This window comes from Maritalea sp. (assembly GCF_047634455.1).
Classification (GTDB): Bacteria; Pseudomonadota; Alphaproteobacteria; order Rhizobiales; family Devosiaceae; genus Maritalea.
Map to the genome: position 1 here is coordinate 1 of NZ_JBLIAI010000060.1, position 16,748 is coordinate 16,748.

The 16,748-nt window shown below is 51.1% G+C and carries 14 protein-coding genes and 1 other RNA gene; 7 read left to right on the forward strand and 8 right to left on the reverse strand.

Translation table 11 applies throughout. From position 1 onward, the window contains the following. Positions 1–143: 143 nt before the first annotated feature. Positions 144–461: a DUF2853 family protein gene (locus ACJAZW_RS12700; protein WP_415158667.1), complete on the reverse strand. Its 318-nt coding sequence runs from the start codon at positions 459–461 to the stop codon at positions 144–146. A gap of 109 nt (positions 462–570) precedes the next feature. On the opposite strand from ACJAZW_RS12700, the gene ssrA reads away from it, so the two are divergent. The 3 genes from ssrA (at position 571) to ACJAZW_RS12715 (ending at position 1,758) form a co-directional block, all read left to right on the forward strand. Next, positions 571–928: a transfer-messenger RNA gene (gene ssrA, locus ACJAZW_RS12705) on the forward strand. A gap of 107 nt (positions 929–1,035) precedes the next feature. After that, positions 1,036–1,542: an SspB family protein gene (locus ACJAZW_RS12710; RefSeq protein WP_415158669.1), complete on the forward strand. Its 507-nt coding sequence runs from the start codon at positions 1,036–1,038 to the stop codon at positions 1,540–1,542. A gap of 6 nt (positions 1,543–1,548) precedes the next feature. Further along, positions 1,549–1,758: a ribbon-helix-helix domain-containing protein gene (locus tag ACJAZW_RS12715; protein WP_415158671.1), complete on the forward strand. Its 210-nt coding sequence runs from the start codon at positions 1,549–1,551 to the stop codon at positions 1,756–1,758. 261 nt (positions 1,759–2,019) lie between these two features. Here the strand turns inward: ACJAZW_RS12715 and ACJAZW_RS12720 are convergent, their stop codons facing one another. Further along, positions 2,020–5,724 carry an AsmA family protein gene (locus ACJAZW_RS12720; protein WP_415158673.1) on the reverse strand — a complete coding sequence of 1,235 codons (3,705 nt, stop codon included), beginning with the start codon at positions 5,722–5,724 and terminating at the stop codon, positions 2,020–2,022. Between the two features lie 199 nt (positions 5,725–5,923). Between ACJAZW_RS12720 and ACJAZW_RS12725 the strand changes: the two genes are divergently transcribed. From ACJAZW_RS12725 to ACJAZW_RS12735, 3 genes are all read left to right on the forward strand, one after another. Beyond that, positions 5,924–7,558 carry a chloride channel protein gene (locus ACJAZW_RS12725; protein WP_415158675.1) on the forward strand — a complete coding sequence of 545 codons (1,635 nt, stop codon included), beginning with the start codon at positions 5,924–5,926 and terminating at the stop codon, positions 7,556–7,558. Positions 7,559–7,651: 93 nt separating this feature from the next. Next, entirely contained in the window at positions 7,652–9,985 is a 2,334-nt protein-coding gene (locus tag ACJAZW_RS12730; protein ID WP_415158677.1) for an ATP-dependent helicase, read from the forward strand. Positions 9,986–9,996: 11 nt separating this feature from the next. Beyond that, the gene (locus tag ACJAZW_RS12735) at positions 9,997–10,866 is read left to right on the forward strand and encodes a 50S ribosomal protein L11 methyltransferase (RefSeq protein WP_415158679.1); all 870 of its coding nucleotides are present in this window, start codon (positions 9,997–9,999) and stop codon (positions 10,864–10,866) included. A 10-nt stretch (positions 10,867–10,876) separates the two neighbouring features. On the opposite strand, the gene ACJAZW_RS12740 is transcribed toward ACJAZW_RS12735, so the two are convergent. Beyond that, positions 10,877–11,023 (reverse strand): hypothetical protein, encoded by a 147-nt coding sequence (locus ACJAZW_RS12740; protein ID WP_415158681.1) that lies wholly within the window; start codon positions 11,021–11,023, stop codon positions 10,877–10,879. A gap of 39 nt (positions 11,024–11,062) precedes the next feature. Continuing rightward, on the reverse strand, positions 11,063–11,206 hold the full coding sequence (locus ACJAZW_RS12745) for a hypothetical protein (protein WP_415158683.1): 144 nt from the start codon (positions 11,204–11,206) through the stop codon (positions 11,063–11,065). A 465-nt stretch (positions 11,207–11,671) separates the two neighbouring features. On the opposite strand from ACJAZW_RS12745, the gene ACJAZW_RS12750 reads away from it, so the two are divergent. Continuing rightward, the gene (locus ACJAZW_RS12750; RefSeq protein WP_415158685.1) at positions 11,672–13,501 is read left to right on the forward strand and encodes an aminopeptidase P family protein; all 1,830 of its coding nucleotides are present in this window, start codon (positions 11,672–11,674) and stop codon (positions 13,499–13,501) included. Positions 13,502–13,878: 377 nt separating this feature from the next. Here ACJAZW_RS12750 and ACJAZW_RS12755 read toward each other — a convergent pair whose 3' ends face one another. From ACJAZW_RS12755 to ACJAZW_RS12770, 4 genes are all read right to left on the reverse strand, one after another. Then, on the reverse strand, positions 13,879–14,199 hold the full coding sequence (locus ACJAZW_RS12755) for an AzlD family protein (protein WP_415158687.1): 321 nt from the start codon (positions 14,197–14,199) through the stop codon (positions 13,879–13,881). Between the two features lie 3 nt (positions 14,200–14,202). Beyond that, the gene (locus ACJAZW_RS12760) at positions 14,203–14,922 is read right to left on the reverse strand and encodes an AzlC family ABC transporter permease (protein WP_415158689.1); all 720 of its coding nucleotides are present in this window, start codon (positions 14,920–14,922) and stop codon (positions 14,203–14,205) included. A 38-nt stretch (positions 14,923–14,960) separates the two neighbouring features. After that, positions 14,961–15,866, reverse strand: a complete 906-nt coding sequence (locus ACJAZW_RS12765) for an AraC family ligand binding domain-containing protein (protein ID WP_415158691.1) — start codon at positions 15,864–15,866, stop codon at positions 14,961–14,963. 26 nt (positions 15,867–15,892) lie between these two features. Continuing rightward, the coding region (locus ACJAZW_RS12770; RefSeq protein WP_415158693.1) for a helix-hairpin-helix domain-containing protein at positions 15,893–16,748 on the reverse strand (856 nt) is incomplete at its 5' end.

Consider the following 16,748-nt stretch of genomic DNA (forward strand, 5'->3'; position numbering starts at 1 on the left):
GATCCATGGATCACTCTCCGTTGCAATTTGTCAGCACTTTAACAGCTGAGCGCCCGACAGCGTTTCAATTGTCCATCACAAATCCGCGAACAAAAACGGCGTCCAAAAGGACGCCGCTCAGCTTTTATCAAAACACAATTTGCTTAAGCAAAAACCGAGAGTTTTCCGGCCTTCTTTGCGCACAGATAATAAAAAGTCAGGCGTTCTTTCATCCGGTCTGCTTTCATTTGATCGGCAACGCCGGCAATGATTGCATCCAACTTGTCGTCACTATCCGTTAGACCAAGTTTTTTCTTCAAGAAATTCTCACGCACTGTCTTGAGTTCTTTCTCGTCGCTAACCGCAACATAGGCACTGTCGCGCTTGCTCAACACCAGCCGATAAGTTTTTGCCATTTTATCCACGATTGCCGGATCAGCTTTCGCATCATATTTCTGAATTTCTTCCAAGTGCTTGCTCATTAAAACGCAACTCCCTTTTATCTGCCGCCAACGGTCACGTATTTCGTGATCCTGCTAACCAAAGATTCCACAACCATTTGTGCAAGTAAAGCCAAATAGGTGTTGGCTTTGGATTGCTTTTTTTGAAATCGAGCCTATATTAGAGGGGCTGGAAACAGCTACGGCGATAAATCGCGATCGTAATAAACCATTCGGACCCGGGGGCGGTACCCGGCGCCTCCACCAAAACATCTGCTGCTCAGCTAAAGCATAAGATTTTGGGGGCGAAATAGGATCGACGAGGGTGTAAAGGGTTTGCTTTCGCTCGGCATGGTACCACCGCATCGGGCCATTATGATAGTTGCAAATGACAACTTCGCTGAGGTACGTTTGGCTGCGTAAGCGGTTTGACACCTCGAATTGAAGCCCTACACTCCTCGCAGGGTGTAGGCGGGGTCCGCAGGTACCTGGCAACAGAAACCTGCACTAAATTTTTACCGCGTCCCCAAATTTGACAACCTATCCACTTGCAATTTCAGCAAAATTAGGGCTGTTATGGTCTTTAATTGGATTCGGGAAATAATAAGGAAAAGCGATGTCCGAAGACCTCATTCGCTACGATGTTTTGGCACAAGAAGCACTGCGTGGCGTGGTGCGAAAAGTGCTGACCGAAGTAGCTAAAACCGGGCTTCCTGGCGAACATCACTTCTTCATTTCATTCGTAACAACTGCACCCGGCGTTCGAATCTCAGAAAAATTGCTCAAGCAATATGTAAACGAGATGACCATCGTTCTGCAAAATCAATATTGGGACTTCAAAGTCCACGATACGGGTTTTGAGGTCGGGCTTTCATTCGATGGACAGCCAGAGCTGTTGGTTGTGCCTTATTCTGCCATCAAGGGGTTTTTCGACCCTTCTGTGCAGTTTGGCCTCCAATTTGACGTCGTAGACGAAAATGGCGACGTGGCGTCTTCTGCCACAACGGAAGATGAGACCAGCGACGCAGCAGCCGATTCTGAAGCCAAACCAGATAAAGACAGTGAGGATGACGACGAAAAAGAAAACGTGGTCAGCCTTGATTCATTCCGCAAGAAACCATAACCACAGATGAAAAAACGATCCCTAACGATTGCCGGGCACCGCACAAGCGTGGCGCTCGAGCAAGAGTTTTGGGATGAAATCGATGCGCTGGCAACTGCCCAATCACTAACACTCACCCAGCTAGTTGAAGAAATTGATCAGGGCCGCCAAACCAACAACCTTGCCTCAGCCTTGCGCCTTGCTGTTCTTGACGCACTAAAACAGCCAGAAAGCTAGGGTCTGAACTCAATTGAGAAATGATCTGGACAGCAGTTCAGTTTTGATCAGATTTAGGCGAAATCGGCCGAATTGACTTGCTGTCAATGAGGATATTTCAACGACAAACTGGCAAAATTGAATGCTGCCCATCGGGTTGCATGCAAAACAGGCTGCTTCAACGTCGAAAAGCCTCACCGATATGAAAATCGCTTTCGTTTCTCTCCTCAAATCAGTCTATTTTGCACCCAATCCAGACCTTTTCTCAATTCAGTCCAGACCCTAGTTCCCACCCTCAATCAGATCAATCGGCAGTTCTTGATCCGTCAAACTCGGGTCAAACGGCGCATTGGGATCAAACAAAGAATCTAAATTGAGCAACGGCAACGGCTGTTCATTTGGCGTGAGCGCCGGCAATTCAATCACGCTGGAATTGTCGTTTTGTAACTTAGCAGCTTCTGCCGCCGCCTTTGCAGCCGCTTCCGCCTGTTTCTTTTGCAGCGCCGCCTCCGCCGCCTCAATCTTTGCAGCTTCATCTCGCGCCAACTGCGCGGCTTGCTCGGCCATGCGCCGCTGTTGTTCTTCAGCTTGCGCCAATGAACGCGCCTCTTGTTCAGCCCGCAATTTTTCAAGCCGATCCACTTCCAATTCGAAAGCTTTTACCTGAATAGAATCAACCATTTGTTGAATATCAATACGGTATTGTGGCGCCCATAATGTACCAGAAATAAGCACATCTACGCGCCCCGTAGTTTCATTCAAAACCGAACCGTCACCAATATTTTGTGTTGGGGTCAGCGACCAGCCGCTTTCAAACTGCATGTCGCTAAGCGCCAAACTGGCATCACCAAATAGACGCGTGCGCGCATCCTCTAACGCCACATTACTGATCAATAGTTTTCCGGCCGCAAAGCTAAACAGGCCTTCAAACCCTGACGATGTATAAGGCGCACCCGCAAGGTCTGACAGGACCCGCGCCTCAAGTTCTTCCGCCTCAAGCTCAAGTACATTTTCAACCGCGTTGATTTTCTCAAAAATCTTGGGATCGAAATCTTCAATTCTCAACCCCAACACAGAAAAGCTGCCCTCGCCACCCAAGCTGCTGATGGCGCTGGCAAAGTCTGTCCCTGTTCCCGAAAACTTGCCGCTCCCCGCCATTTCGCCCGACAGCCGCTGCGCAATGGCTGGTGGAAACAAATCACCAAAGGACACACCATCAATCGCAAATCGTCCAGCGACCTGCTTTTGTGCGACACTGCCATAACAACAAAGCGCTACATCTGCTGTAATTTCACCCTGCCCGCGCGCACCAACAAGATTGCGAATGCGATTTTCTGCACGGGTCCAGGAAACGTCAAATCCAGCATCGGTGACAAGCACCTCGCCATTGACCAATAAAAGTGGTGTCTCAACGTGCACGCGTCCACGTGTGTTTCGCGCGCCATCGGCAACACCAAACGGCCCGTCAGGCCATATCTGATCGCCAGATTTAAGGTTAGATGCATTGCCACCTAAAAACGATGAAAAAGCAGCAACATCCAACCGCCCAACTTGCAAGTCGCCGGTGATGACTTTGATGTCACCCAATTGTTTTGACTGCAAATCACCAGAAACGTCTTCCCCACCAGCGCGCAAGATTATATCGCTCAACTCAACGCTGCTCGAATCGGTAAACTTAACGTTCGATTTTCCGTTGATCTCAGGAATCTGAAAACTCTCAAGCCCAATCCAATCGGCAAACCCTTCCGCATCACTCAGTTTCATGCGCAATTCACCGCTGCCGCGCAAACGGTCAAGATCACTCACAATCAATGACCCCTGATAGCCCAAGGCTTCCTGTGCGCTGGTATAAAGTGCTGTCAGTTGAACGCTGTTGAAAATGGTGCCCTGATAGTCGATTTCCAATTTGGCAGGAACTTCGTCGTCAAATAGAGCACTATCTACCCCAAGTTGCGAAAACAGCGCGTTTGCCGACGGTGCATTGATCTCAAATGCGCCAATTGATGGCGAAGTGAACGCGGCAGGCAACCCTTCACTTAGCAACACTTGTGCATTCATGCTCAACTCGCCGGAGCTGCTCGTCAGCAACAGCTTTTGCTCACCAACCCTGCCCGGTTCTGTCAGCTCGAAGTCAAACCGTGCAGGGCGATTTGCCGAGAACACACGCTCAATAGAGGGGTGCAAATTGGGCAATGGTAAAACCGACCAAAGCCCGCCAACATTCGCGCGCGGCTGAAGGTCAGCCCGCAAGGCGCCACTCAAACGCGGTTGATCGAACGTCCCAGCGATCACGCCACTGCCGTCCAAGCGAATTTGTGCGATATCTTCAATGCGAAAATACGAAAGCTCTACGGCTTCTTTGTCCCATTGCCCTTCTAGGGCGACCCCATTGGCTAACTGCCCAGCCACGTCAATGCTTTGAGCCGCTAACTTGAACGTCCCTACCGGAAAACTCATCTTAAACTTGGTGGGACGATTTGGGTCTGGCAACAAACCGAGCAGCTGTTTGGTTGCGAGCGCATCGAAGCGACTTAAATCGGCTCGAACCGTAAGGCGGCGTTGGTTTTCTTCGCGCCAATCCACTTGTCCGCTAATGTCATATCCGTCCAAATTGAACAACAATTCGTCAAACGTCGCCCCGGAGTTCGAAAAATCAATCCCCCCCGTCAAGCTGGCTTTGGCCCCAAATAGCGGGTTACTTTCACCAAAGGCGCGCCATGATCGCGCCAATGCGTCAAGTCTTTCGGTTTCAATTGAAAACCTACCGTCAAAGGCGGCATTGCCTTGCGCATCAATCAATTCGCCCGAAAGCGTCAGTGACGTATCGCCGGGTAACTTTGCGCTAAATCTATCAATAGTCCAGTTTTCACCGTCTGTTTTGGCGTCCAGTAACACGTTGCGCAACGCCAAAGCTTTGAGACCAAGTTCGGTTATATCTACCGAAATGTTGCCCTGAATATCGCCAAGTGCTGGTGGAGAAGGAAGCTGTGTCAGCAATGATACCAGCGCATAGGGTTCATTTTCGCGCGCATTCAACGCATCGTTGGGCATAAGTGGTACAACACCACCAGAAATCACAAGGTCAAACGTCCGTTGCGCACCCAACTTGACATCCACAGCCCCCGTGAGGCGTGTCCCCGCCCGATTTTCATCTGGCTGTATTGTATATTCGGTCAGTTTCAAGCGTTCTGGTGACAGTTGGACTTTTCCGTCCATAATCATGTCGCCACGCACCTCATTTTCAGCCAAATTTTGTGGCGACACGCGCAAAGTTAATTCACCATCATAAAAAGGCGAGAGCGTCGCTGTCGTCAAAAGCCCTTCTGTTGCAAGCGAAAAGGATTTGTCCGATGGTGACAAGAAAGCGCTGACCCGAATATCCCCGCGTTCATTCAAATCCGACGTGTTGAGCCGAAGCGCCATCTGTTGCTGCTCAAGATCACCCGATCCCGTAAATGCAAATGGCCCACGCAGTGCGGCAACACTGAGATTGCCTTGGATGTTCTCAACGCGCCAATGTTCATCCGAGCGCATATCACTGAGCAGAAATGTGCCATTGATAATTTGCGCATCTTCAATCGCAACATTGTCACGACCGCCATTTTGCGACAGCGAAACCGGCAGATCCAAGCCACCATCTTCAGCCACTTTCAGATTAAATACGGGAGTATCGAGCACCAGCTTTTGCACATCATATTGGTCGCGCAAAAATTGCATCAGCGCCAAATGCGCATCAACACGCTCAATCTCTAAAATCGGAGAATTTTCTGGCCCCACAACCACCCGCGACATGGTCATTTGTGGCTGTGGCAATAGCGTGAAAGACAGATCGCCATAAATCTTAACTTCAGTGCCCATCGCCTCAGACGCAATTTGCTCCATGCGTTGGCGATATGGGGACCAGTCATAAAGGCGCGGCACCACAAATGCTGCAGTGAGCAGCAGAATAAGGACAACACCAACAACGATATAAAGTCGATTTAACAACGAACTGACCGCAGCAATTCAGGAACCATGTAAAATCCTATGCGTTTGTGCATCATCCGTCACCCCAAAATACCGCCAATTTCAACAATTCTACATTTGAAAACACAGCTTTAAGTCATTTACGCTTGCGCGCATGCGCCAAACGGGCTTATCACCAAATAGAGTTCAGGTGCGATTTAAAGGGGTATCGCGCAGCAATATGGCAAAAAATGCCCGTCTAATTTACCGAGTTGTGCACCGCTGGGTGCAACCCCACCTGTCGGCCTTTCAAGCCGCGCAACAACCAAAAGTGTGGATTTTGTCCATCGGCGCAGGCATCGCTGGCGGCTTGGTGGCAATTCTCTTTCGCTCAATGATCGGTTGGCTGCAATTCTTATGGATCGGCACAACATCAGAACGCATTCTTGACCGCCTCAGCCAACTGCCGTGGTACTTCACCTTCGGCGGGCCAATTATTGGCGGCGCCCTTATCGGGCTGATCTTATTTTTCCGCCCCCATTCGCGCTATGGCGGTGTGGCCGATGTGATTGAAGCGCGCACCCATGACGGCAAAAAACTATCGCTCAAAGAGGCCCTTGTTGGCACGTCCATCTCCCTGATCACGCTGGGTTTTGGCGGCAGCGCCGGTCGCGAGGGGCCTGTGGTTTATTTTGCCGCGTCAGTTTCCAAAGCCCTATTTCGCTATTTTGAGCTCCCCCCCTCGGCGCGCCGCGTGATACTTGGTTGTGGGGTCGCAGCAGCAATTTCAGCTTCATTCAACGCGCCAATTGCAGGCGTGTTGTTTGCTCACGAGGTCATTCTTGGGCATTTTGCAATGTCAGCATTTGTGCCGGTCGTTATCGCATCCGTTATTGCATCGGCAATGTCCCGCGCCTGGTTTGGCGACAATCCAGCGTTCCTGGTCCCAGATTTTCAGATCACTTCATATTGGGAAATTCCCGCATTTGCGCTGCTCGGCATCACCTGCGCGGTCGTCGCAATTTGCTTTCAAACTTCGCTCATTGGTAGTGATTGGATCGCACGCCATTTCAAAATCAAAACCTTTTTGCGCCCTGTACTTGGCGGTGCGGCCGTTGGCTTTATTGCGTTGGCCTTCCCCCAGATTTTGGGCGTCGGATATGAGGCAACTGACGCCGCATTGACCAATCAATGGTCCATTCAAACTATGCTGGCATTAATCATCGCCAAAACCGTAGCGACGGCAATAACGCTCGCGTCCCGCATGGGCGGCGGGGTGTTTTCACCATCGCTCTATCTTGGCGCGATGACGGGCGGCGCCTTCGGGTTAATGGCCGCAGCTGTGTTTCCCGAACTGGCATCATCAGAAGCGCTGTACGCCATTATTGGCATGGGCGCGGTTGCCGCCGCCGTGCTTGGCGCGCCAATTTCCACGACGGTGATGATCTTTGAATTGACCGGCGGATTCGCCTTCTCGATCGCCCTGTTATTTGCGGTGTCGATCTCAACGGGCATCAGCCAGGCGGTGATGGGGCGCTCGTTCTTTTACTGGCAGCTCTATACCCGTGGCATTATGCTTGAAGAAGGCCCGCACAAACACTTCGTCAAATATTTCCGGGTCCGCGACTTTATGACCCCATTCGACAAAGACGGCGACGAAGAACCGTTCGATATTCTATCTGGCAAACCTTGGCTCAAGTCCAATGACACGCTGGAAAATGCCTTGCGCGCATTCGACGCCACCAACAAGGAGCGTTTGCCGGTTATGGAAGGCTCTGGCAAACGGATGCGCCAAGTGGGCTGGGTAACCCATATCGGCGCCCTGTCCAGCTTCAACAAAGCGCTGGTTGACCAAAGCCGCGAGGAACACCTTTAGGACACCCTTGAGATGCAAACCTAAATTCACCTCCGCATATACAAATATTTGCAAGTGACCTATAAAGAACAAAACGAGATTCGAGCGCACTCTATGATTGCTAGACCGGGCAAAGCACCCAGTTCACAACCAGGGCCGATTACGTCGCAATTTGGCGGCGGCGCACCGCGTTATCTTGAGGGCTTAAATCCCGAACAAAAAGACGCCATTGAAAGCATCGAAGGCCCGCTATTGGTGCTGGCAGGCGCTGGCACCGGCAAGACCCGGGTGTTGACCACCCGCATTGCCCACATTTTGGCCACCCGTCGCGCCCGCGGCCACGAAATCCTATCGGTAACCTTTACCAACAAAGCCGCCCGCGAAATGAAAGAGCGGATTTCCAAGTTCGTTGGCGGTTCGGTTGAAGGCATGCCGTGGCTTGGCACATTCCACTCGATTGGCGCGAAAATCTTACGCCGCCATGCCGAGCTGGTGGGGCTGAAATCTGACTTCACCATTCTGGATACAGACGATCAAATCCGCCTGCTCAAGCAATTATTGCAAGCTGAAAATGTCGACGAAAAACGTTGGCCCGCCCGCCAATTGGCGCACATGATTGATGGCTGGAAAAACAAGGGCCTTCAGCCCAAACAGCTTGATGCATCGGACGCTGGTGCTTTTGCCGATGGCAAGGGCGCAAAGCTTTACGCCGCCTATCAAGCGCGATTGAAAACCCTCAACGCCGCCGATTTTGGCGACTTGCTGCTCGAATGCATTCGGTTGCTCAAAGACAATCCAAGCGTTTTGGCTGAATTTCATGCCCGTTTTAAATATATGCTGGTCGACGAGTATCAAGATACAAACGTTGCGCAATATTTGTGGCTGCGGCTGCTCGCGCAAGGCAACTCAAATGTCTGTGTAGTGGGTGACGATGACCAATCGATTTACGGGTGGCGCGGCGCAGAAGTTGATAATATTTTGCGGTTTGAAAAAGACTTTCCCGGCGCAAAAGTCATCCGGCTTGAACGCAACTATCGCTCCACGTCCAAAATCCTACGCGCCGCATCGCATCTGATTTCGCACAATGAAGACCGGTTGGGCAAAACATTGCAAACCGATGTGGGCGAAGAAGGCGAGCCGGTCAGCGTGACCTCAGTTTGGGATTCTGAAGAAGAAGCCCGGCACATTGGCGAGGAGATTGAGCAGTTTCAGCGCCAAGGCCATCAGCTCAACTCGATGGCGATCCTTGTGCGCGCCTCTTTCCAAATGCGCGAGTTTGAAGAACGCTTCATCAAACTTGGCCTCAATTATCGCGTCATTGGCGGCCCGCGCTTTTATGAACGCAAAGAAATTCGCGACGCCCTCGCCTATTTGCGCGCCACAACCCAGCAACAAGATGATCTGGCGTTTGAACGCATCGTCAACGTGCCAAAACGCGGACTGGGTGACACAACAATTCGGCTGCTGCACGATGCAGCCCGCGCCGCCAATATCCCGATGATCCAAGCCACCCGTGATCTGATTGAAACCGACGAGTTAAAACCAAAACAGCGCTCAACGTTACGCTTTTTGCTCAGCCAGTTTGACGATTGGGCATCGCGGCTGAAGAACCAGCCACACGCCGAAGTCGCCGAGGCGATTTTGGATGAAAGCGGCTACACGCAAATGTGGCAAAATGACCGCTCTGCAGACGCGCCCGGACGCCTTGAAAACCTCAAAGAACTCGTCCGCTCAATGGAAGAGTTCGAAACCCTTGGCGGTTTCTTAGAACACGTCTCTCTCGTGATGGAGCGCGATAGTGGTGATGGCTCCGACGATGCGGTTTCAATCATGACGCTGCACGCCGCGAAGGGGTTAGAGTTCGACACCGTGTTTTTGCCCGGGTGGGAAGAAGGCCTGTTTCCCCACCAACGCTCGCTTGATGAAAGTGGCCGTGCAGGTTTGGAAGAAGAACGCCGCCTTGCCTATGTGGGCATTACCCGCGCCAAAAAACGCGCCAAACTGACCGTGGCACAAAACCGCCGCATCCACGGATTATGGCAAACCTGCATCCCATCGCGTTTCCTTGACGAATTGCCCACCGATGCGGTTGAGGTCAAAGACACAGGCTCAAGCTATGGTGGCTACAATTATGGTGGCCGCAACACCGCCTCAAAATTTGACAACCGTGACCCGTTTGACAGTGTTTATGAAACGCCGGGCTGGCAACGCGCCCAAAAACAACATAAAGCCCGTGGCACTGATCGCGGCCCCACAATTGATGGTGACCTGATCGTGCGCACGGCTGCCATTAAGTCGTCCTCATCCTCGTTCAAGCAAGGCGATACGGCCATGCACCTGAAATTTGGCGAGGGTGTGGTTGCAATCGTTGATGGCAACAAACTCACCATTGACTTCCCCTCCGTTGGACGCAAAAAAGTCCTCGAAAGCTTTATCAAACGCCCATAAAGGCAAAACCCATGACCCTAGAACAAATCTCAGTCCCGATGTCCAAACAAGACGCGTTTGCGCTGGCCGATGCCGTGATGGAGGAAGATGGACTAGCTGTTTCTGCATCCGCTTACGAAAACGAAGATGGTGATTGGGTATTTGAAGCAACTTGTGACCACAAGCCAGATGTGGTGCGCTTTAATGCCTTAGCCAAAAGCGTGCTTAACGGTTCGGTTGAATTCTCAATCACAAAAGTGCCGGACAAGGACTGGGTTGCCCACTCACTCGAAGGTCTCTCTGCCATCGACACAGGCGAATTCCTTGTACACGGCAGCCACGATCAAACACCGGTTCCAGAAGGTAAAATCGCCATCAAAATCGACGCTGGCCAAGCTTTTGGCACAGGCCATCACGAAACAACAACGGGCTGTCTTGAGGCGATTTCACTTGTCGCCAATTCGGACGCAAACCCAGAAACAATTTTGGATTTGGGCACCGGAACAGGCATCCTTGCTATTGCAGCCGCAAAGCGCTTTGGCCTAAACGTGCTGGCAACAGATATCGACAAAAAAGCCATCGAAATCACCCTGGAAAACGCTCAAATCAACGGCGTCGCAGGCAAAATTGAAACCGCTGTTTCAACTGGTATGGATCATGAAATTTTTGCTCAGCGCGGGCCATTTGATTTGGTGTTGGCAAATATTTTGGCCGGTCCATTGGTCGAGCTGGCGCCAGACATTGCCAAACATACAGCAATTGACGGGATCGTCATTTTGGCCGGTTTACTGAACCGGCAAGCCGATGGCGTTATTGCAGCCTATGCAGAAAACAAAATCGCCCTTCTCGAACATGTCGAAAAGGGCGATTGGTCAATCCTAAGATTGCAACGTCAGGCTTAAAAGCTAATCCTTAGAAACCGTTACGTGTGCGATCTTCGTTCAGCAAATTGCGGTAGCCATGTGTTTCCACAAAGCGTGCAACTTCGCGCTCAGCGTGTTTACTACGAGAAGTTACGAAGGCGTCCATTACGTTGCGAAAGAAACCTTTATTGGCCATTTTGTGCGTCCTAAATATGTTCGGCGAAAGTGCCTAAAATCAAAATCCGTTCATGCGATCATTGTTGATCGCATCGTGCCCTTGAGTTTTCAAAAACCGTGCAACCTGCCGCTCAGCATGCTTGGAACGAGATGAAACCATTGCGTCCAAAACGCTGCGGAAAAAACCATTTGTGTGTGTCATTTTCATCTCCAACAAGTTCCACTTAAAGCGGGGTTGCTTTTTTGAATTCTTGACCACAATGTAATGCAACAAAAAAAATTTAGGTAGAGCCGGAACCGCACCACAGCCATGCATTTTGGGTATACCATCAGGACAACAAAACAATTCATTGGAGACAAAAAACGCGCAATGAACTCAACCATTGCGCGATTGGCATAATTGGCAAGGCTAAACACGATCGCCGACGAAACAATCCGGCGCTACAAACTGTGGTTTCTGTGGATATCGTAGTGCTCTACTTCAGCAAAATGGCCAATATCTCGTTCAACTGCCAAGGTGCGAGACCTCATTATAGCAACAAATATGCCGCACATAAACTCAAGTGGTTTTGCCATATTAATCTCCCGTTTGAATGTTTAAACCATCAAAGATGCATTTCACGCGAAACAACGATCAAAAAATGCGATCCAAAGGATACTGTACCGAATGTTCAAAAATGACAGCTCAATCCAATTGCAACAATTTGATGAAAAAGCTGATCCAACCCTCGTTAAACCTCGGCTGACAAAGCTGCGCGCCGCCATGGCCGTCGCCGGGATAGATGCATTTTTGATCCCACGTGATGATGCACATCGTGGTGAAAACGTGCCTGCAGGCGACGAACGCTTGGCCTACTTAACAGGCTTCACGGGATCTGCTGGCTATGCCATTGTAACAGCTGATCGCGCCGCATTGGTTGTTGATGGCCGGTACACCATTCAGGCCCCAGCCCAAACAGACACTGACGCTGTTGAATGTGTCGACATGAAACCAAACAGTGCACAGAGCTGGCTTTCAAACGTGTTGAGCGCGGGCGCAAATGTCGGGTTTGATGGCTGGTTGCACACCCCGAACGCGATCAAGACGCTTCGGGATGATTTAAAAAAGTCTGACATAGCGTTGGTTGAATGCCCAAATTTGATCGACCAAATTTGGATGAACCGCCCAGCGCCGCCAACGGGCAAAGTGTTTACGCTGTCTGTTGAACAAACTGGAAAAACTGCCGCAGAAAAAATCGCCGAACTTGCAGATATGATCACAAAAATTGGCGCAGATGCCTTGGTGCTGACTTTGCCGGAAAGTTTTTGTTGGTTGTTCAACGTGCGCGGTTCGGACATCCCCAACACCCCTGTTACGCTTGGCTTTGCAACCGTGGACAAATCTGGTGCCGCGCATTTATACGTTCAGCCTGAAAAAATTACCTCTGAACTGCAAAATCAGCTGGCAGATATTGTCACATTGCGTTCAATTGGCGACTTCACAACAGATCTCGCTTCGCTTGCCCCAAACAAAACCATTTGGCTTGATGGCAATACCTGCCCCTCAAAACTGAGCAATATCGTTATTGATGCAGGCGGCAAATTTTTGAATGAACCGGACCCGGTGCTGAAAATCAAATCACGCAAAAATGCGGTGGAAATTGACGGCATGAAGGCGGCTCAACGCATCGACGCGAAAGCGATGGCAAAATTTTTGGCGTGGATGGACGCAGAAGCGCCAAAAGGCGAGCTCACCGAAGTCTCAATCGTCAAACAGCTCGAGCAATTTCGTCGGCAAGCCAATTCACTCGTCGATATTAGTTTCGAAACAATTTCAGGCTCCGGCCCAAACGGGGCGATTTGCCATTACCGCGTCACCAACAACTCAGACCGGCGCTTAGTGCCAGGCGAATTGATGCTGGTGGATAGCGGCGGCCAATATCTTGAAGGCACCACCGATATCACTCGGACCATGGCAACCGGCCCGGCAACCGACGACCAGAAAAAACACTTCACATTGGTATTGAAGGGCATGATTGCGCTCAGCCTCGCACACTTTCCAATTGGCACAACAGGCGCGCATCTGGATGTGTTGGCGCGTCAGTACTTATGGGCCGAAGGCCTGAACTACAACCATGGCACGGGCCACGGCGTCGGCGCATTTTTGGGTGTGCACGAAGGGCCATGTGGCGTGTCGCCACGCAACCACGCGCCGCTTGAATTGGGCAACATCATCTCCAATGAACCAGGCTACTATTTAGAAGGCAGCCATGGCATTCGTATCGAAAACTTGCTGGTTGTTGTTGAAAGCGACAAGGGAACAAAAGACGCGCCTTTTTTAAGTTTTGAGACGATCACATTTACCCCGATCGACAAGCGCCTGATCGACAAAAACTTAATGAGCGATGCCGAGATTGTTTGGCTCAATGATTATCATCAGCAATGTTCTAAGATTGCAGCATCACAATTGGACGGCAGCGACAAGGCTTGGCTCATTGACGCAACCAAGCCAATCTAGGGTCTGAACAACAGTTCAATTTTGATCAGATTTAGTCACCCTGTGCCAGTTCTTGCCCGGCCCGTCCAGTTCGCAAGTCGGTTTGCCCTATATGCTGACACACTGATGGAACTGCTTGGCACAGGTCTCATCCACGGCCTAAAGCTTGTGGCCACCGCTATTGTCGCCCAAGCCCATATTGGGCATGTCACTTACGCTCTGTACCACCCGCCTCACCGCAACTATCGCCCTATTGATCGTCACTATTTTTGCCGGACCAATCGGCCAAATCATCACAATTTCAGGTGGCGCAATTTTGGGACGTTTCAGCACAAGTGCGGTGCAAATCGAGGCAAATCGGGACGTTCCACCTTGGTTGAGGTACTTTTTGCCCTGCTCTAAAGCATGCCAAGCGCTGCGCGAAACAGGGCAACTAACACAACACCAATTGCCACAACACCAAGTAACGGCAGCCGAAATGCGGCCAGCATTGTCACCACCGCGGCCCCTGTTTCAGCTGGTCCGGTTGCCAATACCGTTGGGGCAATCACCGACATCAAAACCGCAACCGGCACCGCTTCCAACGCCGCACGGGTTCTGCCCTTTAGGTCAACATAGCGCACCAAAATCAGGCCCGAAATGCGCGTGAGATAGGTCGCAACGCCCATGCCCAAAATCGCCAGCAAAGTCAGTGGATCAGTTTGAAAAAACGCGTCCATAATTTAGGCCTCATAACTTTTGGGATCGGCCAACATGGCGGCCACAAGCACCCCAGCGACCGCCCCAGCAGCAATGTACCAAGCGCCGGGCACAAAGGCTTTGCAGGCAATTGCTGCGAGCCCGCTTGCCGCCAAAATCATCGCAGTTTTATTGCCCTGCCAGAACCCCATAATCAGCCCAATAAAGATGGCGGGAAAAGCAAAATCAAAGCCCCATTTTGCCGGGTCAAGGTCCGCCAATAATGTGCCCAAACTGGCACCAACACCTGTCATCACCAACCAATTAACATAGAATGGCACCGCCAATCCCATCATGAAAGCAAAGCTAGTGCCTTGTTTTTGCGCACGATGTTCAGAAAGCGCCCAGACCTCGTCGGCCAGAAAACCAAAGGCGATCAACTGCCAGCCAAAACCCATTTGTCTGGTTTTTGCGCCCAAAGATGCGCTCATCAAAACATGCCGGATATTGACCAACAAAGCGCTGACCGTAATCGCCACCCACGGCACCGGGCTTGCCCAAAAATCAATCGCGACGAATTGCGATCCACCGGCAAAAACCACGCCGCTCATCAGCATGGTTTCAAACGGCGACAATCCTTTTTGCGCCGCCAATGCACCGAACACCAAAGCGATAGGAAAAGCGGCGATGACAAGCGGCGCAATGGCCCGCAAACCGTCCGAAAAGTCACTCCGCGCTGGGGATGCGTCAGCCGAAACGCTCATGAATAGCCTCCAAAGATGGGGTGTGCTGGGATAGCAAATTACTGCGCATGCATGTTTTTGTAGGCGCCTGGCGTGGTGCCGATACGGCGCTTGAAGTGACGATTAAGATGAGACTGATCAAAGAACCCACAATCGTTGGCGACACTCATCGGTGTAAGACCATTGTGTAGCATCTTGCGCGCCGCACGAACCCGTATATCTGTGAGATAACCATGCGGTGTTTGGTTCATATGTTTGGAAAAAACCCGCACAAAATAGGCGCGGCTCATGCCAGCAATATTTGCCAACATGATAAGATTAAGCTCTTCACCAAAATGAGCATGCATATACTCGCAAACCCGCTCAATCGCTTTGGGTTCTCGTGTCTCCAAAACACTTGTCGACCAACTGCCATAGCGCTCAATCAGCGCACCAAAAGAGCGGAACAGCGTTTCATCTTTTTCCAATGGGTCCTTGGAGTGCTCCAACACATCGTGCGCTGCAATCAACGCCTGGGCGATTTTTTTATCGTGGCACATCAAGTCTTTGAAGAACAAAGAACCCGCATGCTGCATGCGCGGCAAATCAGCGGCGATCTCGTCCAATAGTTTCACAGACGGGTAGAACATACGATAGCTGTACCCCTGCTCCATGGGTCTGCCATCGTGCACATCTTCGGGGTTCAGCATGAACACAGATCCGGGGCCACCCACTGATTCAGCGCCTTTGAGCTTGTGCTTTTGGTAGCCGGCAACGACGGCGCCAATAACAAAAGTATCGTGCGTATGCGGTGAGAACTCGTGACGTAAAAATGTCGCCTTTAGGCACTCAAGACTATCATAGGTTTCCTCACGCCAAAATTTGGCGTGCTCTCCTTGTTCCAGTTCCATGCCTACGGCATCTTGTTGCGAAATCATCTCCATGCGGCAAAGACTATCGCAAGTCGGCAAAACCGTCTTGGACAAAATTGCACATGTGCAATAGCCAGGAGTTAGCGGCCAACCAGATCGAACCAGCCTTGTTCATCCGTGGTTTGAACACCCAAATCTTGAGCCTTTTTGAGCTTAGAACCCGCACCCGGACCTGCGACCAGCAAGTCAGTTTTTGCCGATACTGAACCCGCAACTTTTGCGCCCAAACGCTCGGCCATGGCCTTTGCTTCTGAGCGTGACATTTGCTCAAGCGATCCGGTAAACACCACTGTTTTGCCTGCAACTGGGCTTTCCCCAGCAGACGCCACCACATATTCGAGCGGTTGAACTTGCGCCAATAAAGCATCCATCGCCGCTCGATTTTGTTCGTTGGCGAAAAAGCCAACAACCGACTGCACAACGGTTTCGCCAATGCCGTCTATCGACAAAAGGCTTTCATGGGCGGCGGCATCGTTGTTGCCTGCCGCAATGCACGCAGCCATAAATACATCAAACGTGCCGTAATTCTTGGCGAACATCGCAGCGGTTGTGCTGCCCACGTGGCGAATGCCAAGCGCAAAGATGAACTTGTCTAGCTCCGGCGTGCGTCGTTCATCAATCGCATCAAACAATTTACGCACAGAGGTTGCGCCCCAACCTTCTTGGTCTTTCAGTTTTTTGAAACTTTCGGCGTCGCGCTCGCGCAATGTAAATATATCGGCAGCAAATTTGATGCGACCTTCTGCATAAAACGCGGCGATTTGCTTTGAGCCGAGCCCATCAATATCCAAGGCATCGCGAGATACAAAATGCTTAAGCTGATTGACCGCTTGCGCCGGGCAAATTAGTTCGCCGGTGCAACGACGCACCACATCCAACTTGCCAGTTTTTTCGTTCACTTCACGCTCTGCTGGTGAATTGCAAATCGGGCAACGG